Origin of the sequence: Vogesella sp. (assembly GCF_046297735.1) — a bacterium.
GTDB classification, from domain to species: Bacteria; Pseudomonadota; Gammaproteobacteria; order Burkholderiales; family Chromobacteriaceae; genus Vogesella; species Vogesella urethralis.
Map to the genome: position 1 here is coordinate 1 of NZ_JBKBHK010000024.1, position 22,340 is coordinate 22,340.

At 60.9% G+C, this 22,340-nt stretch carries 17 protein-coding genes and 2 pseudogenes; 10 read left to right on the forward strand and 9 right to left on the reverse strand.

The features are described 5' to 3' along the window. The 8 genes and pseudogenes from ACK4FZ_RS16855 to ACK4FZ_RS16890 all read right to left on the reverse strand — a co-directional run. A pseudogene (locus tag ACK4FZ_RS16855) lies at positions 1-523 on the reverse strand (IS3 family transposase); the annotation flags it as partial. Next, entirely contained in the window at positions 519-1,712 is a 1,194-nt protein-coding gene (locus ACK4FZ_RS16860; protein ID WP_409823038.1) for an ISL3 family transposase, read from the reverse strand. The pseudogene ACK4FZ_RS16855 and the gene ACK4FZ_RS16860, both read right to left, overlap by 5 nt. Positions 1,713-1,829: 117 nt before the next feature. Then, a pseudogene (locus ACK4FZ_RS16865) lies at positions 1,830-2,078 on the reverse strand (transposase); the annotation flags it as partial. Positions 2,079-2,601: 523 nt separating this feature from the next. Beyond that, positions 2,602-3,615 carry a Gfo/Idh/MocA family oxidoreductase gene (locus ACK4FZ_RS16870; protein WP_409822974.1) on the reverse strand — a complete coding sequence of 338 codons (1,014 nt, stop codon included), beginning with the start codon at positions 3,613-3,615 and terminating at the stop codon, positions 2,602-2,604. A gap of 129 nt (positions 3,616-3,744) precedes the next feature. Then, positions 3,745-4,731, reverse strand: coding sequence for an inositol 2-dehydrogenase (gene iolG / locus ACK4FZ_RS16875; RefSeq protein ID WP_409822977.1), 987 nt, complete (start codon positions 4,729-4,731; stop codon positions 3,745-3,747). 220 nt (positions 4,732-4,951) lie between these two features. Then, positions 4,952-5,962: a Gfo/Idh/MocA family oxidoreductase gene (locus ACK4FZ_RS16880; protein ID WP_409822980.1), complete on the reverse strand. Its 1,011-nt coding sequence runs from the start codon at positions 5,960-5,962 to the stop codon at positions 4,952-4,954. 59 nt (positions 5,963-6,021) lie between these two features. After that, on the reverse strand, positions 6,022-6,840 hold the full coding sequence (locus tag ACK4FZ_RS16885; RefSeq protein WP_409822982.1) for a TIM barrel protein: 819 nt from the start codon (positions 6,838-6,840) through the stop codon (positions 6,022-6,024). Positions 6,841-6,871: 31 nt separating this feature from the next. Beyond that, positions 6,872-7,771 carry a sugar phosphate isomerase/epimerase family protein gene (locus tag ACK4FZ_RS16890; protein ID WP_409822985.1) on the reverse strand — a complete coding sequence of 300 codons (900 nt, stop codon included), beginning with the start codon at positions 7,769-7,771 and terminating at the stop codon, positions 6,872-6,874. Positions 7,772-7,957: 186 nt separating this feature from the next. Between ACK4FZ_RS16890 and ACK4FZ_RS16895 the strand changes: the two genes are divergently transcribed. The 6 genes from ACK4FZ_RS16895 (at position 7,958) to ACK4FZ_RS16920 (ending at position 15,896) form a co-directional block, all read left to right on the forward strand. Continuing rightward, entirely contained in the window at positions 7,958-9,010 is a 1,053-nt protein-coding gene (locus ACK4FZ_RS16895; RefSeq protein WP_409822988.1) for a LacI family DNA-binding transcriptional regulator, read from the forward strand. 139 nt (positions 9,011-9,149) lie between these two features. Beyond that, the gene (gene iolD / locus ACK4FZ_RS16900; protein WP_409822991.1) at positions 9,150-11,006 is read left to right on the forward strand and encodes a 3D-(3,5/4)-trihydroxycyclohexane-1,2-dione acylhydrolase (decyclizing); all 1,857 of its coding nucleotides are present in this window, start codon (positions 9,150-9,152) and stop codon (positions 11,004-11,006) included. 330 nt (positions 11,007-11,336) lie between these two features. After that, positions 11,337-12,272, forward strand: a complete 936-nt coding sequence (locus tag ACK4FZ_RS16905; RefSeq protein ID WP_409822994.1) for a sugar ABC transporter substrate-binding protein — start codon at positions 11,337-11,339, stop codon at positions 12,270-12,272. A gap of 70 nt (positions 12,273-12,342) precedes the next feature. Next, complete coding sequence (locus ACK4FZ_RS16910) at positions 12,343-13,887, forward strand: sugar ABC transporter ATP-binding protein (RefSeq protein WP_409822997.1); 1,545 nt, start codon at positions 12,343-12,345, stop codon at positions 13,885-13,887. A gap of 63 nt (positions 13,888-13,950) precedes the next feature. Beyond that, positions 13,951-14,976, forward strand: coding sequence for an ABC transporter permease (locus ACK4FZ_RS16915; RefSeq protein ID WP_147688898.1), 1,026 nt, complete (start codon positions 13,951-13,953; stop codon positions 14,974-14,976). 62 nt (positions 14,977-15,038) lie between these two features. Continuing rightward, complete coding sequence (locus ACK4FZ_RS16920; RefSeq protein WP_409823001.1) at positions 15,039-15,896, forward strand: DMT family transporter; 858 nt, start codon at positions 15,039-15,041, stop codon at positions 15,894-15,896. On the opposite strand, the gene ACK4FZ_RS16925 is transcribed toward ACK4FZ_RS16920, so the two are convergent. Then, entirely contained in the window at positions 15,880-16,716 is an 837-nt protein-coding gene (locus ACK4FZ_RS16925; RefSeq protein WP_409823005.1) for a MurR/RpiR family transcriptional regulator, read from the reverse strand. The two genes, ACK4FZ_RS16920 and ACK4FZ_RS16925, sit on opposite strands and share 17 nt — an antisense overlap. Before the next feature lie 257 nt (positions 16,717-16,973). Between ACK4FZ_RS16925 and iolC the strand changes: the two genes are divergently transcribed. The 4 genes from iolC to ACK4FZ_RS16945 all read left to right on the forward strand — a co-directional run bounded on the left by iolC (position 16,974) and on the right by ACK4FZ_RS16945 (position 22,260). Next, positions 16,974-18,917 carry a 5-dehydro-2-deoxygluconokinase gene (gene iolC, locus ACK4FZ_RS16930; RefSeq protein ID WP_409823008.1) on the forward strand — a complete coding sequence of 648 codons (1,944 nt, stop codon included), beginning with the start codon at positions 16,974-16,976 and terminating at the stop codon, positions 18,915-18,917. A gap of 42 nt (positions 18,918-18,959) precedes the next feature. After that, positions 18,960-19,865 carry a myo-inosose-2 dehydratase gene (iolE, locus tag ACK4FZ_RS16935; protein WP_409823011.1) on the forward strand — a complete coding sequence of 302 codons (906 nt, stop codon included), beginning with the start codon at positions 18,960-18,962 and terminating at the stop codon, positions 19,863-19,865. A gap of 10 nt (positions 19,866-19,875) precedes the next feature. After that, positions 19,876-20,673 carry a 5-deoxy-glucuronate isomerase gene (gene iolB, locus ACK4FZ_RS16940; protein ID WP_409823014.1) on the forward strand — a complete coding sequence of 266 codons (798 nt, stop codon included), beginning with the start codon at positions 19,876-19,878 and terminating at the stop codon, positions 20,671-20,673. A gap of 90 nt (positions 20,674-20,763) precedes the next feature. Beyond that, entirely contained in the window at positions 20,764-22,260 is a 1,497-nt protein-coding gene (locus tag ACK4FZ_RS16945; RefSeq protein ID WP_409823017.1) for a CoA-acylating methylmalonate-semialdehyde dehydrogenase, read from the forward strand. The last annotated feature ends 80 nt before the right edge of the window (positions 22,261-22,340 follow it).

Below are 22,340 nucleotides of genomic sequence, written 5' to 3' on the forward strand. Positions count from 1 at the left end.
CAATGACCTGTCGCGAGAACAGGTCGAGCACCACCGCCAGGTACAACCATCCCTCATGCGTGCGGATGTACGTGATATCCGTCACCCAGACCTTATTCGGCGCATCCACAGTGAACTGGCGTTGCAGATGGTTCGGTACCACTACCGCCGGTCGGCCACTGTAATGCCCGGGGCGTCGGTGGTAGCCCGTCTGCGAACGCAGACCCTCCTGCTTCATCAGTCGTGCCACGCGATGTTTACCGCAACGCTCTCCCTGTGCCTGCAGGTCGTCATAGACCTTGCGGTAGCCATAGACACCGCCACTTTCTAGCCAGGCCTGCTTGATTTGCCCCAGTAAGCGCTGGTCTTCGCGCGCACGAGGTGAATGCGGAGAGGCTTTCCAGGCGTAGTAGCCACTGGGATGCAAAGCCATGGCACGACACAGACGTCGAACAGGAAACTGCTGCTCATGAGTCCGGATGAAGGCATACCTTACCCGGACTCCTTGGCAAAGTATGCGGCGGCCTTTTTTAGGTTCTTCACGGATTACCGGGGAAAGCGGCTTTGATCTTCAGGAAGAAGTACTCGCTGTCCCGGTAGCCATAGGCCATCCGCTTCATCACCTTGATCCGGTTGTTGATGCCCTCCAGCTGGCCGGTGTGCATCGACCAGCGCACCCGGCTCAGGATGCCCCGCCAGTAGCCCGATAGCCGCTTGGCGAAGCGCGCCAAGGATTCGATACCGCTTTCCCTGGCTTGCGCCAGCCAGTCCTTCCACGCCCGCCGCCACGCCCAGCCTGTCTGTGCATTCCACAGCGCCTTCAGTCCGGCTTTCATCACGTACACCGTCGCCAAGGCCTGATTGGCTGCCAGCAACTCGTCCAAACGGATGCGCTGCCCAGCGTGCTTCAGGTTCTCCGGGTTGCGCAACAGCAGCCAACGCGACTGCTTGATCACCCGACGGGTCGGGCGGTCATCGCGCAGACGATTGGCCTCGTCCACACGCACCCGGTCGATCACCTCCCGCCCGTATTTGGCCACGACGTGAAACAGGTCGTAGACCACCCGCGCCTGCGGGCAGTGTGCCTTCACCTCCAGATCAAAAGCTGTATTCATGTCCATGGCGACTGCTTCGATGCGCGCACAGCGCGCCGGCCCCAGCCACGTAAAGAACGGCCGGATCGCCTCCCGGCTGCGCCCTTCGCCCACCCACAACACCCGCCGGGTATCGGCGTCCATGACAACGGTGGCGTAGCGATGGCCTTTGTAGAGTGCAAATTCGTCCATCACCAGGCGGCGCGGCTCAGGCTCGGGCAAGGCGCTCAGTTGCTGGGCCAGGCGGCGACGCTCCAGCAGACGGACGGTGTCCCGGTGCAAACCAAACAGCGCGGCGGCGTGACGAATCGGCAGCTTGCTGCACCAATGCGCGACCGTTTCGGCCAAACGGCAGGTCAGGCGGGCGTAGCGGTCGAGCCAGCGGACTTGTTCCTGTTTCGGGCCGCAGTACGGGCAGTGCACGCGGCGTAGCCTGACGCGCAGCCAGACGGGGTGGCCGAGGATGGGCAGGTCGCGTAGGGTGCGCCAACGGTACTCATGCACGGGGCTGCCGACGCGCTGGCAGCCGCTGCAACGGGGTGGGGTGTCGGGTGTTGGCTCCAGGTTCAAGTGGAGGGCATCGGCGTGGCGCTGGAAGCCGGTGACGGTGAAGCCTTCCCAGAACGGGAGGTGGCGCATATCATTGGACATGAGAATGGCGGTGTGGGTTGGCTGGTTTGGTTGCACAAACAGCTTACCTTGCACCGCCGTTCTCACGTCTGACGTTTACATCACGTTCCCACTATTCCGTGAAGAACCCTTTTTTAGGATGTCGCGCTCCTCGGTCACCCGCTTCAGCTCAGCCTTGAGACGCCGTATTTCGGCTTGCTGTTCGGTGGATTCGGCAGGAATGGCACGCTTGGGGTCGTAGCGCTTCAGCCATTGATACAGGCTGTGCGCCGACACACCGAGGCGACTGGCGACTTCGGCAACAGGATAACCACGCTCGGTTACCTGCTTGACAGCTTCAATCTTGAACTCTTCAGGAAAACGCGGCTTGCTCATGACACCTCCTTCTAGGGCCTAGTGTGAGGCTCACGAGGTATCTAGGAAAGTGGGGGCGATTCAATCTGCCGAATCCACCGACCAGTAAGACGAAATATTCAGTCTCGAAGCTGGAGGAATGAGTAACATCCATACATCTCACTTGCCACTTGTCACTTATCGTAAAGTCAGCCGGTTTTACAAACTCCCCGCGCTTTTCGAGTACATCCAGCCAGTCGCTGTACCATTTCATCATCTCCTGTCTGTGCTTCAGGCAGCGTGCTTTTCGGCTGTACAGATCCAGTATGGATTTAGCTGAGGGGCTAGGTCGCCTTTGTCGTTCTTGGCTGCATGGTTAAAATGTAGCTCGATCGCAGTAGTTGCACTTTCTTGCTAAAGATTTTCTTGTTTAAAGACATTGTATTGTAAGTTTTTCGTCGATGGCTGTAGACGTGGCTAGATGTACTCCATACTTTTTTGTGAAGAACCAAAAAAAGCCCGCCTTGTGGGCGGGCTATCAAAGGAGGGTGAGAAAACACGGTTGCTACAGCGTGACGGCCTCGTTGCTGCGGAAGGCTTGGGTAATGGCCAGACCTATGCGGGTGGCTTCGCGTGCGTCCTCCAGCGTCACCGGAGATGGACGATCGTGACGGATGGTGTCGACAAATACTTGCGCTTCGGTGACGAAGGCATCGGCAAAGCGCTGGTAGAAATCCTGCACGCAGGTATTGCGGATGCCGCTGGCGTCGCTGATTTCCACACGATCGGCACGCGGGTTGGCGCCCACGCTCAAGCGGCCTGCGGTGGCAAAGATTTCGGTGAGGGTTTCGTGGCCGTGGGCCAGCGTGCGCGAGGCAAAAAAGCAGGCCAGCTGTCCGCCTTCGAACTCGCACATGGCAATCCCGTTGTCCACGTCCTGATGTTCGGCCAGTGCCGGGTGCAAGGCATTGGTGCCGGTAGCCCAGACGCGCTTGGGTTTGGGGTTGCCCAGCAGCCAGCGCGCCAGGTCGATGTCGTGGATGCTGCAATCGAGGAAGATGCCGCCGCTGCTGCCGGAAAAGCGCACGAAGAAGCCGGACTCGTCGTTCTTGTCGCATGTTTGCGAGCGCACCATGTACGGGTGGCCCAGCTCGCCTGCGGTCAGTAGCGCGGCCGCGTTGCGGTAGCTGGCGTCAAAGCGGCGCACGAAGCCGATCATCACTTTCAGCTGCGGATGGCGGCATGCCTCTTCTTCCACGGCCAGGCAGTCTTCTACATTCAGCGCTAGCGGCTTTTCGCAGAACACGTGCTTGCCGGCGCGCAGGGCGGCAATGATCTGATCTGCGTGCAGCGAGGTGGGGGTAACCAGAAACACGGCATCCACTTGCGAGTCTTGCAGCAGCGCATCGTAATCGCTGTACAAGGTGCAGCCGGGCAGGGCGGTGGCAGCCCAGTCGCGCTCTTCTGCCAGCGGGCTGCAGGCGGCTTGCAGCCATGCGCCCTGGGTGTGTTGCAGGTTGGCCGCATGGCGGCGACCCAGTCGGCCGAGGCCGACAATGCCGATACGTACTGTGCTCATGGGTTATTCCGACGGGTTGCCGCTGCTGCGCTGCGTGCCCGTATACCGTTCCTATCGTCCGGTGGGCGGCATGCAGGCCGCGCCGGTACCCGGTAGGCGGGCGGCGCAGCGCAACAGTGTTGGCAAGGGTTACAGGGTAATGGCGCGGCCTTCTTGCCAGGATCGGGTGGCGGCATCGGCTAGCTCCAGCGCTTTTACGCCGTCCTGTACCGTGGTGCGCGGCGTTTCGCCCTGGGTAATCACACGGAAGAAGTGTGCCATTTCGCCTGCGTAGGCAGCCTGGTAGCGTTCCAGGAAGAAGTGTTGCGGCAAGTCGCTGCTGACTTGGCGGCTGCCGTAGGCGGTAACCTCGGTGGGGCGGTGGTTGCCGGCTTGCAGCATGCCGTCGCTGCCCAGCACTTCGAAGCGCTGGTCGTAGCCGTAGGCGGCGCGGCGGCTGGTGTTGATCTGGCACAGGCGGCCACTGCGGGTGCGCAGGGTAACCGCGGTGCAGTCTGCATCGCCGGCGTCGGCAATGGCCGGGTCGGTCAGCACGCTGGCGCTGGCGTGCACGGCCACCACTTCGTCATCGAGAATCCAGCGGCAGATATCGAAGTCGTGAATCAGCATGTCTTTAAAGATGCCGCCGGAGCGTTTGATGTAGTCCACCGGCGGGGCACCCGGGTCGCGGCTGGTGACCACCAGCATCTCCGGGGTGCCGATTTCGCCAGCCTCGATGCGGGTTTTTACGGCAGCAAAGGTGGGGTCGTAGCGGCGCTGGAAGCCGATGACGCACGGTACGCTAGCCTGGGCGACCGCCGCTGCGCAGTCGCGGGCGCGGGCCAGGTCGAGGTCGACCGGTTTTTCGCAGAAGATAGCCTTGCCGGCGGCAGCGGCACGCAGGATCAGTTCGGCGTGTGTGTCGGTACTACTGGCAATGACCACGGCGCCAACACTGCCATCGCCGAGTGCGGTATCGGTATCGCTGACGGTGGCGCCGTATTGTTCTGCCAATGCCTGGGCCGAAGGCGCATGGGTATCCACCACGTACTTCAGGCGCACGCCTTGGTGGGCAAACAGGTTGGCCGCATGGATCTTGCCGATGCGACCGGCGCCAAACAGGGCTACTTCAATCATGGTGCTCTCCGGGTCGGGGTTTGTTATGCCAGTCTGTCGCGGTGTGTGCTGGCCGCTTGACCGTTGAGCACAGTATATTGTTAGAAATTAATTTCTCAAATATAAATTCAAAAGAAAATATTGTTCAATGCATTGCTGTGCGCTGGCTGCAACAGCAAGCCGTACCCGGTTGGCACTGACAGTGAAAGCCCCCCGGGTACGGCCTGTCTGACCAGCTAGCTTAGCCGTAGAAGGCCGGGCGCGGTGGCATGGTGATAGCCTCCACGCCACGAGTTTCCTGGGCTTTCACGCAGGCATCGGCAGCCACGGCAGCGGCAAAACCGTCCCAGGCCGACGGGCCGGTGAGGGCACCATCACGTACGCCGTTGATGAAAGCTTGCAGTTCCACGTCGTAGGCATCAATAAAGCGCTGCTTCCAGTCGGTGAGGATGGTGGTGCCCAGGCGGGCATCGCTGCGCATCAGTACGCTGGCGGGCTCCGGCAGGTTGGCCACACCGCTCTCACCTACCACGCTGCACTGGATGTCGTAGCCGTACTGGCAGTTGACGAAGATTTCCACGTCGATGCGCACACCCTTGACTGTTTCCAGCAGCACGATCTGCGGGTCTGCCAGATGGCTAGCGGCGTGACTGGTCTTGCGCGGGTAAACAACCTGGGCGGAGACGTAGTCGTCATCCAGCAGCCAGCGCAGCACGTCCAGTTCGTGAATCAGCGTATCAGTAATGGCCATCGGGGTGGTGTAGCTGTCGCCAACACTGGGGTTGCGGTGGGCGCAGTGCAGCATCAGCGGCTCACCGATCTTGCCGCTGGTGATCACATCTTTCAGGGCGCGGTAGCCAGCATCGTAGGGGCGCATGAAGCCTACTTGTACCAGCCGTTTGCCGTGTGCTATTTCAGCTTCTACGATGCGTTGGCAGCCTTCTGCGGTAACAGCCAGCGGTTTTTCGCAGAATACCGGCTTGCCTTTAGCGATGGCGGCCAATACGAACTCTTCGTGCGTCGGCCCCCAAGAGGTCACCAGTACAGCCTCTACTGCCGGGTCGGCAACCAGTGCGTGCGCATCGGTATGTACGATGGCGTCCAGCTGGTAACGGCCCACGGTATCACGGGCCTGCTGGGCATTGATGTCGTTGACGGCTACCACGCGGGCGCCGGACAGGGTCTGGCTCAGGCGGCGGATGTGGTCTTGGCCGATGGCGCCAGTACCGATTACACCAATTTTAAGGGTCATGTTGTTTTCCTTGTCTCTGTGTTGTCAGGGTTGGCCGCAGTAAGCGGCCGGACGTGGATTCAGGCGAGTGACTGGCGGATAAATGCCATGCTGCGTTGGAGAAGGGCTTCGCTATCGCTGGCTTCCATGATGTCGGCGGCAAACGGCTCGAACGACACTACGCCGTTGTAGCCGCGTGCCAGCAGTGTTTGAAGCTGGCGGATATTGCCCAGGCGGTCGGCTTCGCCTACCAGCACGCGGTGGCCGTCACGCATTTGGTTGCTGGCCAGCTCGGTAGACTCCACGCCGGAGATATGCACCAGGCCTGTCAGTTCGGGAAAGAAGATGTCTTCGCCGGACAGGTGATGGTGGAAGGTGTCGTGTACTAGGCGGTAGTGGCGCTCGCCAGCAGCATCAAAGATGGCTTTGACAGCATCAGACTTGCGACGCAGAGAGCACTCCTCGAAGCCTAGCGGCTCGACCAGCCCGGTAATGCCGTGGTCGTCCAGAATGGGGCGCAGCTGTTTCAGCGCGTGCACCAGGTCGCTGTAGCGGTCGCTGGCGGTACGCTTGTCTTCGCGGCTGTTCAGCGGGCACATCACCAGAGCTTCGGCACCGCAGTCACGGGCGTAGGCAGCCAGCTTGCGGGCATGAGCCTCCAGTGCGCTGTCGAATACATCAAACGGGTACAGCGCATTGATGGAACGGATGCGGATGCCGGCAGCACTGGCGGCGTCACGAATGGCAGCCGGGTCGGTGCCATCGCTGATCTCCACACCTTGCAGGTCGTTGCGGATTTCGATGGTGCTGACGCCCAGGCGCTGGCACATAGCCAGATAGTCGGTAAACGACAGGCGCGGGGCGCTGATGCGGTTGATGGCAAAGTTGAGCTGAGTCATGGGCTAAGTCTCCAGAGGGGGTGAGTGGGTGTCAGCGGGCGTGACGGTTCAGGTATTGCTGAATTTGCTGGCGCATGAAGTGGCCGGATTCGTCGGCGCGCTCTTCCCAGGCAAACACGCAGGACGACAGCACCCCGTCGAAGCCGATGTCTGCCAGGGTGGCAAAGAAGGTATCCCAGTCGATTTCTCCTTGGCCGATGTCCAGGTGCTGGTGCACACGGATGTGGCTGGAGCCAGGCGGGTTGACGATATAGCGCAGCTGGGAGCTGGCTTTATGGTTGAAAGTGTCGGCCACGCGGACGTGTGCCAGCAGAGGAGCCGCTTCGCGCAGTTGTCCCGCCAGGTCGTCGCCGTAATAGAAAGTATGTGGTGCGATATAGCTGATTTTCAGCGCGCTGGATCCGATGTTCTTGACGATGTCAATGGCGGGTTGCAGCTGTTCCACCCAGTCTTCTGGGTGAGGCTCTACTGACAGCGTGATACCTTCACGTTCAAAGATGGGCAGTAGCTCGTCCATGGAGCGAAACCACGCCGCTTCGCACAGCTCGCGGGTGTTGGTACCTGGCCGTTCGCCGACCGATCGTTCGGGCGAGGCACCCCGGCCGAATTCGCTGATCATCAGCGGGCACTCCATCTCGATGGCGACTTCGATGGCTTTCTTCCAGCAGCGCATGGCCCATTGGCGCTCGTCTTCAAACGGGCTGGCCCAGCGGTACATGGGTTGCAAGCTAGCCAGTCCGACCTGATGCTGGCGTAGTGCCTGCTTGAATGCTTCCATGCGGTCACGGGTGGCGCGTGGGTAGACCCACCAGTCGAGAAAGTCAGCGCGGGGCGACAGTTCGATCTGGTCGAAACCCAGTTCTGCAGTTTTGGCAACCAGATCCGGCAAGGCCAGATGGCGGTGCATGTAAGGGTCGAGGGCAATCTTCATGATGTGTCTCCTGGTGTGTGCGGCTTATGTTGCTGTCTTGCCGTTGCCAGCTAATCTAGGCGTGGAAAGACACACGCGCTGCTGGTGTTTTGACGATATTTCGTCAAAATGGTGGGATGGCCCTACTCAGGCCTGCCGTGCTGCTCTTGGTGGTAAGCGTAAATAAGTGTGAAAAGGAGACCGCATTTGACTTCCTCAGCACGTCGCAAACGCTCAGCGCGTTTCAGCGATATTGCTGACGCCGCTGGCGTCAGCATCACTACGGTCGACCGTGTACTGAATGAGCGTGGCAGTGTGTCGCGCAAGGCACGTGAAAAAGTGGTGGCAGCTGCTCGCGAGTTGGGTATCCCCCGGCTATTGCCAGAGGTGGATACCGGTTTACTGCACGTGGATATCGTGCTGCCGGACAATCGCTCGCCGTTTTTCCGGCGCCTGGGTCAGGCCTTTCAGCGCATCGTTGCCATGCTGGACCGGCGTCTGGTGGTACACCGCGTCAGCGTTCCCGACAACGATGAGGCAGCACTGTTGCGCGTGCTGGCACCGCGCCGCTATCCGCGGCGGGCGTTGATCGTGGCAGCTCCCGACTCCGAGGCCAGTCGACAGGCGCTGCATCAGGCTCAGCTGCGCGGTGAGCATGTGGTGATGGTGGTGACTCGGGTAGAGGCCTTGCCCTCAGCTGCCTACGTCGGCATCGACAACTACGCGGCGGGGCGCACCGCTGGCCACTTGATCGGACGCTATTGCCCTCAGGGTGGCCGTGTGCTGATTCTCAGCAGCCGCCGCGACTACCGTGGCCACCGTGAACGCAGCCAGGGCTGTCGCGATGCGCTGGCCGGCCTGCCGCACCTGCTGTGTGATGCCGTCAGCCGGGAAACGCGCGACGACCCTGACCAGTGCTATTTGGCGCTCAGCGACGCCTTCCGCCGCGGCGAAGGCATTGCGGCCATCTACAACACCGGTGCGGGTTCGCCCGGCGTGGTGGCGGCACTGCGGCGCTTTGTGGCGCACAAGGTGTGCTGGATTACCCATGAGCTGTCTGACGATCATCGGCAGTACATGCAGGAGGGGCTACTGGATGTAGTGATTGACCAAGACCCGGATACACAGGCACTACGTGCCATCCAGCATGTGCTGGCGGCGCTGGGGCTGGCACCACCTGTACCTGGAAGCGAGCAGGGGGGCGAGTTCCGCCTGTACGTGCCGGAGAATATGCGAGGCGAGCGCTATCTTGCCGAATAAGCAACGGAAAATAATTTCCGTAAAGTTAAAAATAAGAAAATAATTTGCAATTTGGGCGGCTTCCTATATCGTGAACGGGTAGCCGCCGGTATGCGCACGCTTGGCCGCACACCGGGCAACACAGGACAAGGAGACAAAAGTGAAAACGATACGCTTGACCGTAGCCCAGGCGCTGGTGCGCTATCTGGCTGCGCAATATGTGGAAGACGAACATGGCCACCGCGAGCGCCTGTTTGGCGGGGTATGGGCCATCTTCGGCCACGGCAACGTAGCCGGTCTCGGCGAGGCGCTCCACGCCATGCGTGAGCAACTACCTACCTTCCGAGCCCACAACGAGCAGGGCATGGCGCTGGCGGCCACTGCTTACGCCAAAGCGCACTTCCGCCGTCGCATGATGGCAGTCAGTACCTCCATTGGACCCGGATGTACCAATCTGGTGACGGCGGCAGGGGTGGCACACGTCAACCGCTTGCCCATGCTGCTGCTGCCGGGTGACATCTTTGTCAGCCGTGCACCGGACCCGGTGTTGCAGCAAGTGGAAGATTTCCACGACGGCGGCGTATCGGCCGTAGATACCCTGCGCCCGGTATCACGCTATTTCGATCGTATCGTGGTGCCCGATCAGCTGCTAACGGCACTGCCGCGTGCCATCGCCTATCTGACCGACCCGGCGCTGTGCGGCCCGGTGACGCTGGCGCTGCCGCAAGATGTACAGGCGCAGGCCTTCGATTGGCCGCTGGCTTTCTTTGATGAGCGAGTGGTGCGTTTCCGCCAGCCACCGCCAGAAGATGCCGAAATCCAGGCCTTGGCAGCCATCCTGCGCGATGCCAAACGCCCGATGATCGTCACGGGTGGCGGCGTGCTGTATAGCGAAGGTGGTCCGGCCGCACTACAGGCATTTGCCGAGCGGCACGGTATTCCGGTTGGCGAGAGCCAGGCAGGCAAGGGTGCACTGTCATGGCAGCACTCGCTGCTGGCCGGATCGGTTGGGGTAACTGGCAGCCCGGCGGCCAATGCGCTAGCCGAGGATGCGGATGTGGTGCTGGCTGTAGGCACGCGTTTGCAGGATTTCACTACTGGCTCGCACGCGCTGTACGCTGGGGCGAAGCTGCTCTCGATCAACGTCAATACTTTCGATGCGATCAAGTGGGGTGGGGTCAGTGCCCAGGCCGACGCGCGTGCCGGCCTAGCCGCCTTGTCTGCCGCGCTGGGCGACTGGCGTGCCGATAGTGGTTGGCAAGCGCATGCCACTCGGCTGTGTGACGCCTGGCGCCGTCAGGTCAGCGAGATCGTGGTCAGTCCACGTGCAGCGTTGCCCACCTACGCCGAAGCCATCGGCGCGGTGCAGGCGTCTGCGGCCAACTCCTGCGATAACGATATCGTGGTGTGCGCGGCCGGTACCTTGCCGGCCGAGCTGCACAAGCTGTGGCGTACCAGCCGTCCGGGTGGCTATCACATGGAATACGGCTACTCGTGCATGGGTTACGAGGTGGCCGGTGCATTGGGGGTGAAAATGGCCCGGCCAGAGCGCGAGGTGATCGTGATGGTGGGCGATGGTAGCTACATGATGCTCAATAACGAGCTGGCCACTTCGGTGATGCTGGGGCAAAAGTTGATCGTGGTGCTACTGGATAATGCCGGTTACGCCTGCATCAACCGTCTGCAACAGGCTTGCGGCGGTGCCGAGTTCAACAATATGTACAAGGATTGCCTCACCGGGCCGGATGGTGCGCCAGATATCGATTTTGCGCTAAATGCCCGTTCGCTGGGCGCCGAAGCAGAGACCGTGCACAGTGTGGTCGAACTGGAAGCAGCGATGCACCGCGCCCGCGCCGCCAGCCGCAGTTACCTGATTAGCCTGCGTATCGACGGCCCACAGTGCACACCGGAAGGGGGCACTTGGTGGCAGGTCGGCATTCCGGAGGTGTCTAACCGTAGCCAAGTGGGAGAAGCCCTGGCACGTCACCAGCAAGCGGCCCTACGCCAGCGTCGCTGAGGCCATCTTACTCTTCCTCACCAAGGCCGCTATTGCGGCCTTTTTTTATGCCCATGAACTGAAAATGGTTAAGCGAGCACTGGCAGTATCTGTCAGGTGTTGTCTGTCGTTCTGTCGCTAAGCTTGTGATTGGAAAGCAAAATTTGCCGCATTGCAGCAACCGAAAAGGCTGTTGCAAGTTTGTGGAAATAAATTTCTACATAAAAAAATCAGTGAAATTTTATTTGCAATTTGTGACGGCTGCTCTTATCTTAGCCATACGGATTCGCATGGCTCACCGCGCAGTAGCGCCTGCCGTCGCACCGATTTACACAACAAGGAGAGACACCGATGAAACGCATGACCAAGTTTGCTGGTTCCCTGGTTTTCCTGTCCCTGACCGCCGCAGCCATGCCGGCTTCTGCCGCCAAGATCGGCGTTACCATGTCTGCCTTCGACGACAACTTCCTGACTGTGGTGCGCAATAGCATGAAAACCCATGCGGCCAGTCAGAAAGATGTAAGCATCCAGTTTGAGGATGCGCAGAATGACATCGGCAAACAGCTTTCGCAAGTCCAGAACTTTATTGCCCAGAAAGTGGACGCCATCGTAGTGAACGTTGTGGACACCGAAGTGACCCCGAAAATCAGCAAGATGGCTAGCGCAGCCGGCATTCCTCTGGTGTACGTTAACCGCCTGCCTGCCGACCGCGTGCTACCTGCCAAGGTGGCATTCGTGGGTTCCAACGAGCTGGAGTCGGGCACTCTGCAGATGAAAGAGGTATGTCGTCTGATGGGAGGCAAGGGCAATATCGTGGTGATGATGGGTGACCTTTCTAACCAGGCAGCGCGTCAACGCACCAAAGACGTTGAAGACGTTATTGCCACCCCCGCATGCAAGGGCATCAAGATCGTCGAGAAGCAGACCGCAAAATGGTCGCGGACCGAAGGGCGTGACTTGATGATGAACTGGCTGAGTGCTGGTGTGAAATTTGATGCTGTTGTGTCTAACAATGACGAGATGGCACTAGGCGCAATCCAGGCATTGAAGGCGGCAAAGCGTAACAACGTGATCGTAGCCGGTATCGATGCTACCCGTGATGCGCTCACAGCCATGAAGAATGGCGACTTGAAAGTGACTGTGTTCCAGAATGGCGCAGGCCAGGGGCGTGGTGCCATCGATGTGGCATTGAAACTGTCCAAGGGCGAGAAAGTGCCCCCGATGAACTACATTCCGTTCGAACTGGTGACGCCAGCTAACCTGAAGACTTACGAAGCTCGTAACTAAGTGTGACCCACCCACGGCCGTTTCCAGCCCTTGTGGGGTCGGAAACGGCCAGCAATAAGGATGACGAGCCATGCTGAGTCTGGCCCCCGAAAAAGTGACGCCCACCCAAGCTGCGCCGCAGAAGGCGACAGCAGTGCCGCTGATCGAAGTGAAAGGCGTGCGCAAGGAGTTTCCGGGTGTGGTGGCACTGGATGATGCTTCGTTCTGCTTGCGTCATGGTACCGTCCATGCCCTGATGGGTGAAAATGGTGCGGGCAAGTCCACACTGATGAAGATTCTTGCTGGCGTACAGCCACCCGATAAAGGTGTGTTTCGCCTCAATGGCAAGGATGTGGCTCTGGCCTCGCCACTGGACGCGCTGGAAAAAGGCATCGCCATGATCCATCAGGAACTGAACCTGATGCCTTACATGACCGTAGCCGAAAATATCTGGATCCGTCGCGAGCCACTGGGCCGCTTCGGCCTGATCGACCACGGCCGCATGGCCGATATGACTCGCCAGCTACTGACTGAACTGGCCATCGATATTGACCCGGAAAGCCTGGTGCGTGACCTGAGCATTTCCGAACGCCAGATGGTGGAGATTGCCAAGGCCGTGTCGTACAACTCTGATGTGCTGATCATGGATGAGCCGACCTCTGCGCTGACTGAGCACGAAGTGGCCCACCTTTTCCGGATCATCAAATCACTGCGTGCCCAGGGTAAGGGCATTATTTACATCACTCACAAAATGAACGAACTGTCGGAAATCGCCGACGAAGTCACCATCTTCCGTGACGGTCGCTACATCGGCTGCATGCAGACTGAACGGCTGGACCGCGACGAGATCATTCGCATGATGGTTGGCCGCGAAGTCGGCGACATGTTCCCGAAGGAAACCGCGCAGATCGGCGAGGTGGTGATGTCGGTGCAGAACCTGACGCTGGATGGCGTATTCCAAGATGTTAGTTTCGAGCTGCGCAGCGGCGAGATTCTCGGTGTGGCCGGGCTGATCGGCTCTGGCCGCAGTAATGTAGCGGAAACCCTGTTCGGCGTTACCCCGGCCAGTAGCGGCAGCATCACCCTGTTTGGCCAGCCGGTTACTATCAGTTCGCCCAAAGTCGCCATGTCGCATGGTATGGCGTTCCTGACTGAAGACCGCAAAGACACCGGGTGTTTCCTCAAGTTGAGCATTCAAGAAAACATGCAGATCTCGGTGCTGGGTGGCGACAACGTGCAGGCAGGTTTTGTGCGCCAGTCTGCCCTGAGCAGTGTGTGCGAAGAGATGTCCGCCGCGCTGCGGGTGAAGGCGCCAGGTCTGTACGAGCGGGTGGAAAATTTGTCTGGCGGTAACCAGCAGAAAGTGCTGATTGGCCGCTGGCTGCTGACCAACCCGCGCATCCTGATTCTCGATGAACCCACCCGTGGCATTGATGTGGGCGCCAAGGCAGAAATTCATCGGCTGATTTCTCGCTTGGCCTGCCAGGGTGTGGCCGTGATCATGATTTCGTCCGAGCTACCCGAGGTACTGGGTATGAGCGACCGCGTGATGGTGATGCATGAGGGCAGGGTAACCGGCATCTTGGACCGCAGTGAGGCAGACCAGGTTCGCATTATGCAACTGGCGTCACACTGAGGACTGACAAAAAACACAGAGAGACAGGCGCCGCACGTGGCGCCAAACCGGAGGATTCACAATATGGCAATCAGCAACGCAGGGCAGATCGGCAATGCAGGCAAGCCCGCCAAGTCCACATTCCGCCTGCCGGGTGAGGCACGCATCTTTGCTGTCCTGATGGGCGTAGCATTGTTGTTCGAGGTACTGGGCTGGTTTTTGGTAGGACAAAGCTTTCTGGCTAATACCGACCGCCTGTTGGTCATGATTCTGCAGGTATCGGTGATAGGTATCATCGCGGTGGGCGTTACCCAGATCATCATCATGGACGGTATCGATTTGTCCTCTGGCTCGGTCGTAGCGCTTACCGCCATGGTATCGGCCAGCCTGGCGCAGACATCCGACTTTGGTCGCGCCATTTTTCCGTCGCTGACCGACTTGCCGGTGGTGGTGCCGCTGCTAGCAGGCCTGTTGGTGGGGCTGTGCTGTGGTTTGCTTAATGGGTTTGTCATCGCCAAGACCGCGATCCCGCCATTCATCGCCACGCTGGGTGTGATGGTCACTGCACGTGGCCTGGCGAAGTGGTACACCGAAGGCGAACCGATCAGCATGTTGTCTGATGACTATGCCGCTATTGGTAGTGGTATCACGCCGGTACTGATTTTCTTGGGTGTGGCTGCGGTATTCCACGTCATCCTGAGTTACACCCGCTACGGCAAGTACACCTACGCCATCGGCGCCAACCGTGCAGCAGCCCGTGTATCCGGTATTAACGTCAACAAGCACCTGGTGATCGTGTACACCGTTGCCGGCTTGCTATCTGGTCTGGCCGGGGTGGTGACGTCGGCCCGCGCGGTGTCCGGCCAGGCTGGCATGGGCATGATGTACGAGCTGGACGCGATTGCCGCAGCTGTGATTGGCGGCACCTCGCTGGCCGGCGGGGTTGGCCGCATCACTGGTACTGTGATCGGTGTACTGATTCTGGGTGTGGTGACCTCGGGCTTTACTTTCCTGCGCATCGATGCCTATTACCAGGAGATCGTGAAAGGCATGATCATTGTTGCTGCCGTGGTGGCTGATCAGTACCGCCAGCGTAACCGCCGCGCCTGATTGCTGCTGAGCGCCCCTCTTTACCCAAGCCCGGCTTTGCCGGGCTTTTGCACGTTACTGCTATGTCACTGACTGCTGTTCATCGTCGTTTGCCAGAAGTTGCCTTGCTGTTAGTAACCCTGCTGGCTGCAAGTGGCTGGCTGTTTTCTAAAGCTGCACTGCATTACTTGCCCCCCTTGCTATTCATGGCAATCCGTTTCGGGCTGAGTGCACTGGTGTTGGCCGGACTTGTGTGGCGCCGGCAGTACTGGCAGCCCGGGGTGTGGCGCCCTGCCATGCGCGGCGGCCTGCTATTGGGGCTGGCCATGATGTGCTGGGTTTATGGCCTGAGTCTGAGTCAGCATGTCGGGGTCGCTGCCTTCATCAGCAGTCTAGGGATTGTGCTGGCGCCATTTGCCGCTCGTGTGTTGCTGGGTACTGGCTTGTCGCAGCGTGCCTGGCTGGGGATGGCGGTGGCCATGGCGGGTATGGCGTGCCTGTCGTGGCGGCCGGGCGGGGTCTTGGCGGCAGCAGAAAGCTGGCTGCTGCTGGCTGCCGCCGGGCAGGCAGCCTACCTGGCAGTGAACAGCCGCGACATGGCAGCCATGCCGGTGATGCAGGCCACAGCCTGGCAGTTGCTGGTCGCGAGCGCGGCGTGTCTGGCAGCCAGTGCGTTACTCGAGAGCTGGCGCGGGCTGGCGTGGCAAGCTTGTTGGTTCCCGCTGTTTGGCAGTGTGCTGCTCGCTACTTGCTTGCGTTTCGTTTTGCAGGGTTGGGGGCAGGGCAGGCTGGGGGTAGCGCAGGCATCGTTCATCCTGCTGCTTGAGCCGGTGTGGACGGCACTGTTGGCCGCATGGTGGTATGGCAGCGGCTTCAGCCTGCAGCAGGGCAGCGGTGCCGCCCTGGTATTGCTGGCCTTGCTGCTTACTCGTCGTAACTGACCGCGTCGCGGGTTTCTTCTACCACTAGCTCCAGCCGGTAAGACAGCGCAATGAACAGGGCCTGACACAAGCTGATGGTGCTGCTCATCGAGCGGAAGGCAAAGGCGCTGCCTTCTTTTACGGTGAGGATGCTGGCGGCGTCGCGGCACAGTGGACTGAGCTGGCTATCGGTGATGACCAGCAGCTTGGCTTTGTTCTGGCTGGCTACGCGAGCGCAGTAGCGGGTTTCGCGGCCATAAGGCTGGAAGCTAATGGCAATCATCAGGTCGCCTTCGCCGATGCTGCGGATCTGCTCGTGGTACATGCCGCCCAAGCCTGACACCAGATGTACGCGTTTTTTGGTGTGCTGCAGTGCATAGGTGATGTAGCTGGCAATGGGAAACATGCGACGTACGCCGATCACGTAGATGTTGTCGGCGCGCTGCAGTAGGTCCACGGCGGTGTCGAAGGCTACCGGGTCCAGTGTTTGCGAGAGCTCATCTAAGCCTTGCTGGCAGGCTGCCAGAAAGCTCTGTGCCAGGTCGGTGTTGCTCAGCGGTGCATTCTGTTTGGCGATGACGTCGCGGATGCGGTGCTGATAGCTGCTGGTATTGGGCTGGGTCGGGACGAAGGCCTCGCGGAACAGTGCCTGCATGTCGCTGAAGCCGGAAAACCCGAAGCGTTGCGCGAAACGCACAATGGCCGACGGCTGCACTTCGCACGCCTTGGCGATGTCTGTGATGCGTTCCAGCACCAGTGTCTGGCGGTGGTCCTCGATGTACTTGGCGATGATCTTAAGTTGCTTGCTCAGGCCCTCGTACTCTTCTGAAATACGTTTCATGAGCTGGTCTGCGGTCATGTTATTGCTCATTGGCTGGGTCTCTCGGGCGATGTCATGCCGCTATGTTACGACCGCTGTTGCAGAAATGAAAAAAAATTTGCAGAAATAAATTTCCGATACAACAAATATACGAAAAAAAATTTGCAAACATGGCAAGTGCGCAGTAATCTAGTTTCATCACGGTAGCCCGCTGCGCCGAGTCCGATCGGCGGCTGAGCACAAGACCTCGGGCATCGGCAACCAATGGAATGGAAACCATGCAAAACCAGACTCAATTTGCTTCAGAGCGTCCGCTGGACGTGATCTGCCTGGGCCGCTTGGCCGTGGATTTGTACGCTCGCCAGCTGGGCTCGCGTCTCGAAGACGCCAGCAGCTTTGCCAAGTATCTGGGCGGCTCGTCGGCCAATATCGCATTCGGTACTGCCCGTCTGGGTCTGAAGTCGTCCATGCTGTCGCGTGTTGGCGACGAGCAGATGGGGCGCTATCTGGTGCAAGAGCTGCAGAACGAAGGTTGCGATACCTCGCAGGTGAAAACCGACCCGTCGCGGCTGACCGGCTTGGTATTGCTGGGTATCAAGGATCGTGACACCTTCCCACTGCTCTTCTACCGCGAAAACTGCGCCGATATGGCACTGTGCGAGGACGACATCGACGAAGCCTTCATCGCCAGCAGCAAGGCCCTGCTGATTACCGGTACCCACTTGTCCACCGCTACTGTCAATGCCGCCAGCCGTAAGGCGCTGGCCTATGCCCGTCAGCATAATGTGCGCACCGTACTCGATATCGATTACCGCCCAGTACTGTGGGGCCTGACAGGTCGTGGCAATGGCGAACAGCGCTTCATTGCTGACGACGCAGTCAGTGCCCACTTGCAATCCGTGCTGCCGCTGTTCGACCTGATTGTAGGCACCGAGGAAGAATTCCTGATTGCCGGTGGCAAGCCAGCCCTGATCGACTGCCTCAATGTGGTACGCAGCCTGGCGCCGCACGCCGTGCTGGTGGTAAAGCGCGGCCCGCTGGGCTGCGCGGTGATCAACGATGCGGTACCCGCCGACATTGACGATGCTTTCACGGTGCAAGGTGCCCAGGTGGAAGTGATGAACGTGCTGGGTGCCGGCGACGCCTTCCTGTCCGGCTTCCTGTCGGTGTGGCTGCGCGGTGGCGATTACGGCCAAGCCTGCCGTACCGCCAATGCTTGCGGCGCGCTGGTGGTGTCCCGTCACGGCTGCTCTGTGGCCATGCCCACCCAGGCCGAGCTGGACTACTTCCTCGGCCTGCCGGTACCGCCGCAACGCCCGGGTGACGATGCCACGCTGACCCGTTTGCACCGTGTAACGGTATCGCGTCCGCACTGGGACAACCTGTGTGTGTTTGCCTTCGACCACCGCAACCAATTCTTCGAGCTGGCGCGCCAGAACGGCGTGCCCGAAGCGCGCCTGACCGACCTGAAAGCCCTGCTGGTGCAGGCGGTGGCGCAAACCGAACAGGCCAACAACTTGCAAGGCCGCATCGGTATCCTGGTAGACGACCGCTACGGCGAGGATGCCATGTACGCGGCCACCGGCCGTGGCTGGTGGATCGGCCGCCCCATCGAGTTGCCCGGCTCCAACCCGCTGGAGTTCGACCACGGCCGTGCGCTGGCCGCCCGTCTGGAAGCCTGGCCCAAAGAACACATCATCAAATGCCTGGTGCAGTACCACCCGGACGACGAAGTGGGTAACCGTCTGGAGCAGGAAGCCCAGGTCAAGGCGGTATACCAGATGGCCCAGATCAGCGGCCACGAGCTGCTGCTTGAGGTGATTCCGTCCAAGAAACTGCCGCAAGGCCCGGACACCGTCCTGCGTGCGATGAAGCGCTTCTATAACCTGGGCATTTACCCGGAATGGTGGAAGCTGGAGTCGATGAGCGCCGAGCAATGGCAGGACGTAGACGCCCTGCTGGCACAGCGTGACCCGCACTGCCGCGGCGTGGTGTTGCTGGGCCTGAATGCCCCGGTGGGCGAGTTGCGCGAAGGCTTTGCCCAGGCGCGCGACGCCAAGACCTGCCGTGGCTTCATGGTTGGCCGCACGCTGTTCCAGGAACCGTCGCAACGCTGGCTGTCCGGCGATATCGATGATGCCGGCCTGATTGCCGCCGCCCGCCACAATTTTGAAACCCTGATCGATATCTGGCAGGCCCAGCGCCGCCAGGGCCAGCGCTAAGGCGCCGGTAAACCCTTCCACCACACTGCACAGACGGACAACATGATGACTGCCACTTTTAACGTTCGTATCGGTATCAACCCGATTTCCTGGTGTAACGATGATCTGCCGTCGCTGGGCGGCGAGACCCCGCTGGAAACCATCCTGCGCGAAGGCAGCGAGATCGGTTACCAGGGTTTCGAGCTGGGTAACAAGTTCCCGCGTGACCCAGCCGCCCTGCGTGCCGTACTGGCCCCCTATGGCGTGGCCTGCGTGTCCGGCTGGTACTCCGGCCGGCTGGCCGAGCGCTCCGCGGAAGAAGAAATCGCGGCGGTGGAAGAACACCTCACCCTGCTGGTGGAAAACGGCTGCCAGGTCATGGTGTACGGCGAAGTCGGCGGCTCCATCCAGGGCCAGATCGATACCCCGCTGTTCAAGCGGCCAACCTTCACCAGCGAAGAAGCCTGGCAGCAGTACGCCGAGCGCCTGACCGTGTTTGCCCGTCATCTGGCTGCGCGCGGCATCAAGCTGGCCTACCACCACCACATGGGCGCCTTTGTGGAAAGCCCGGCCGATGTGGACAAGCTGATGGCACTCACCGGTGAAGAAGTGGGCCTGCTGTTTGATACCGGCCACATGGCCTTTGCCGGTGGCGACCCGCAGGCTGAGCTGGACAAGCACATTGCCCGCGTTGTGCACGTGCACTGCAAGGACATCCGCGGTGAAGTGTTGCGTCGCGCCCGCAACGGCAGCTGGAGCTTCCTGCAATCAGTACTCAACGGTGCATTTACCGTGCCGGGTGATGGTGACATTCCGTTCGGCCCCATCATTGAGCGTCTGGCTCGCCACGGTTACCAAGGCTGGCTGGTAGTGGAGGCAGAGCAGGACCCTACTATCGCCCCGAGCTACGAGTACGCCCAAAAAGGCTTCCAGACACTGCAGTCACTGGTAGCCCGCGCCAGCCGCTAAGGAGACAGGCATGAATCTGCTGGTAAAAGCCGATCCGGCGGGCAAACCGCTGGTCGATGTTACCCCGGCCTCTGCCGCCTGGACCCATGTCGGTTTCCGCGCCGTCAAGCTGGCGGCCGGCGAGCACGAGGTGTGGCAACAGCCGGGCCGCGAGTGCTGCGTGGTCATCCTGGCCGGCAAGGCCAGCGTGCAGGTGGGTGACACCGTCTGGTCGGGGCTGGGGCTGCGCGACAGCGTGTTTGACGAGCAGGCACCGTACGCCGTCTACGCTCCGCCAGGGCTGGTGGTGACAGTGACGGCAGACAGCGCCGCCGAGGTGGCTTTTTGCTCGGCACCGTCGGCGGGCAATCATCCGCCACGCCTGATCACGCCGGACAGCATGACGCGCAGCGTGCGCGGCAAGGGGGCCAATACCCGTTACGTGACCGACATCCTGCCGCAGACCGAACCCGCTGACGGCCTGCTGGTGGTGGAAGTGCGTACCCCGTCCGGCCACTCGTCCAGCTACCCCCCGCACAAGCACGACCGTGACGCGCTGCCGGAAGAAAGCGTGCTGGAAGAAACCTACTACCACCGCCTCAACCCGGCGCAGGGGTTTGCCTTCCAGCGCGTGTATACCGACGACCGCCGCATCGACCAGTCGATGGCGGTGGAAGACCACGACGTGGTGATGGTGCCGGAAGGCTACCACCCGGTGTGCGTACCGTACGGCTACGACTCCTACTACCTGAACGTGATGGCCGGCCCGCGCCGCGAGTGGTGTTTCCGGAATGACCCGGCCCACGAGTGGCTGCTCGCCAAGCCCTGAGCTGACCCCGTTTCACCCTATACGACCATGGCCGGCCCCTGCGGGGGCTGCCAGGGCACCCTGTTGCCCGCTCGCTGAGGATACTGCTCCATGAACCGCATCATCTCGCATTACATCGCCGGTCAGCATCAGGCCGGTACCGGCACCCGTACCACCCCCGTCTTCAACCCCGCCACCGGCCGCGTGCAGGCCGAAGTGGTGCTGGCCGAACAGGCCGATGTCGATGCCGTGGTGGCGGCAGCCAGTGCCGCTTTTCCTGCCTGGAGCGAGACGGCGCCGCTGCGTCGTGCCCGCATCCTGTTCAAGTTCAAGATGCTGCTGGAGGCCCGCCAGGACGAGCTGGCCGCGCTGATCAGCAGCGAACACGGCAAGGTGCACGCCGATGCGCTGGGCGAAGTGACCCGCGGTCTGGAGGTGGTGGAGTTTGCCTGCGGCATTCCGCAGCTGCTGAAGGGCGAGTACACCGAGCAGGTTGGCCGCGGCATCGATGCCTGGACCATGCGCCAGTCGCTGGGCGTGGTGGCCGGTATTACCCCGTTCAACTTCCCGGCCATGGTGCCGATGTGGATGTTCCCGGTGGCCATTGCCTGCGGTAACACCTTTGTGCTGAAACCGTCCGAGCGCGACCCGTCGGCAGCGCTGTTCATCGCGGCACTGCTGGAAGAAGCCGGCCTGCCGCCGGGCGTATTCAACGTGCTGCAGGGCGACAAGCTGGCGGTGGATGGCCTGCTGACCCACCCGGACGTGCAGGCGGTGAGCTTTGTCGGTTCCACCCCGATTGCGCAGTACATCTATGAAACCGGCGCCCGCCACGGCAAGCGTGTGCAGGCCCTGGGCGGCGCCAAGAACCACATGGTGGTGATGCCGGACGCCGACCTGGAGCAGACCGTCGACGCGCTGATGGGCGCCGCGTACGGCTCGGCGGGCGAACGCTGCATGGCCATCTCGGTGGCCGTGGCCGTGGGCGACGTGGCCGACAAGCTGGTGGCCGCGCTGGGCGAGCGCCTGCAGACGCTGAAAGTGGGCCCGGGGACCGACCCGGCGGCCGACATGGGCCCGCTGGTGACGCGTGCCCATCTGGATAAGGTGAGCGGCTACGTGGCGCGCGGTGTGGAAGAGGGCGCCAGCCTGGTGGTGGATGGTCGTGGCCTGACGGTGCCGGGCTGCGAGGAAGGCTTCTTCCTGGGCGGCTGCCTGTTTGATCACGTCACCACCGACATGACCATCTATCAGGAAGAAATCTTCGGCCCGGTGCTGTGCGTGGTACGCGTGGACAGTTTTGCCGAGGCCGTGGCCATGATCAACGCCCACGCTTACGGCAACGGTACCGCCATCTTCACCCGCGACGGCGATGCCGCCCGCGAATTCACCCACCGCATCCAGGTGGGCATGGTCGGCGTTAACGTGCCGCTGCCGGTACCGATGGCCTTCCACAGCTTTGGCGGCTGGAAAGCCTCGCTGTTTGGCGATCATCACATGCACGGTCCGGAAGGCGTGCGGTTCTATACCCGCATGAAGGCGGTGACCACGCGCTGGCCTACTGGCATCCGCAGCGGCGCCGAATTCGCCATGCCCACCATGAAATAGTTTCTGCTGTGACGCTCCCCCAGAGAGCATCTTTGCGCCACCTTCACGGGTGGCGATTTTTTGTCAGCTTGTTCCGGAGC

Coding starts and splice junctions, on each gene's coding strand:
- ACK4FZ_RS16860 (WP_409823038.1), bottom strand. CDS start 1,712: ATGCGCCACCTCCCGTTCTGGGAAGGCTTCACCGTCACCGGCTTCCAG.
- ACK4FZ_RS16870 (WP_409822974.1), bottom strand. CDS start 3,615: ATGAGCACAGTACGTATCGGCATTGTCGGCCTCGGCCGACTGGGTCGC.
- iolG (WP_409822977.1), bottom strand. CDS start 4,731: ATGATTGAAGTAGCCCTGTTTGGCGCCGGTCGCATCGGCAAGATCCAT.
- ACK4FZ_RS16880 (WP_409822980.1), bottom strand. CDS start 5,962: ATGACCCTTAAAATTGGTGTAATCGGTACTGGCGCCATCGGCCAAGAC.
- ACK4FZ_RS16885 (WP_409822982.1), bottom strand. CDS start 6,840: ATGACTCAGCTCAACTTTGCCATCAACCGCATCAGCGCCCCGCGCCTG.
- ACK4FZ_RS16890 (WP_409822985.1), bottom strand. CDS start 7,771: ATGAAGATTGCCCTCGACCCTTACATGCACCGCCATCTGGCCTTGCCG.
- ACK4FZ_RS16905 (WP_409822994.1), top strand. CDS start 11,337: ATGAAACGCATGACCAAGTTTGCTGGTTCCCTGGTTTTCCTGTCCCTG.
- ACK4FZ_RS16910 (WP_409822997.1), top strand. CDS start 12,343: ATGCTGAGTCTGGCCCCCGAAAAAGTGACGCCCACCCAAGCTGCGCCG.
- ACK4FZ_RS16915 (WP_147688898.1), top strand. CDS start 13,951: ATGGCAATCAGCAACGCAGGGCAGATCGGCAATGCAGGCAAGCCCGCC.
- ACK4FZ_RS16920 (WP_409823001.1), top strand. CDS start 15,039: ATGTCACTGACTGCTGTTCATCGTCGTTTGCCAGAAGTTGCCTTGCTG.
- ACK4FZ_RS16925 (WP_409823005.1), bottom strand. CDS start 16,716: ATGAAACGTATTTCAGAAGAGTACGAGGGCCTGAGCAAGCAACTTAAG.
- iolC (WP_409823008.1), top strand. CDS start 16,974: ATGCAAAACCAGACTCAATTTGCTTCAGAGCGTCCGCTGGACGTGATC.
- iolE (WP_409823011.1), top strand. CDS start 18,960: ATGATGACTGCCACTTTTAACGTTCGTATCGGTATCAACCCGATTTCC.
- iolB (WP_409823014.1), top strand. CDS start 19,876: ATGAATCTGCTGGTAAAAGCCGATCCGGCGGGCAAACCGCTGGTCGAT.
- ACK4FZ_RS16945 (WP_409823017.1), top strand. CDS start 20,764: ATGAACCGCATCATCTCGCATTACATCGCCGGTCAGCATCAGGCCGGT.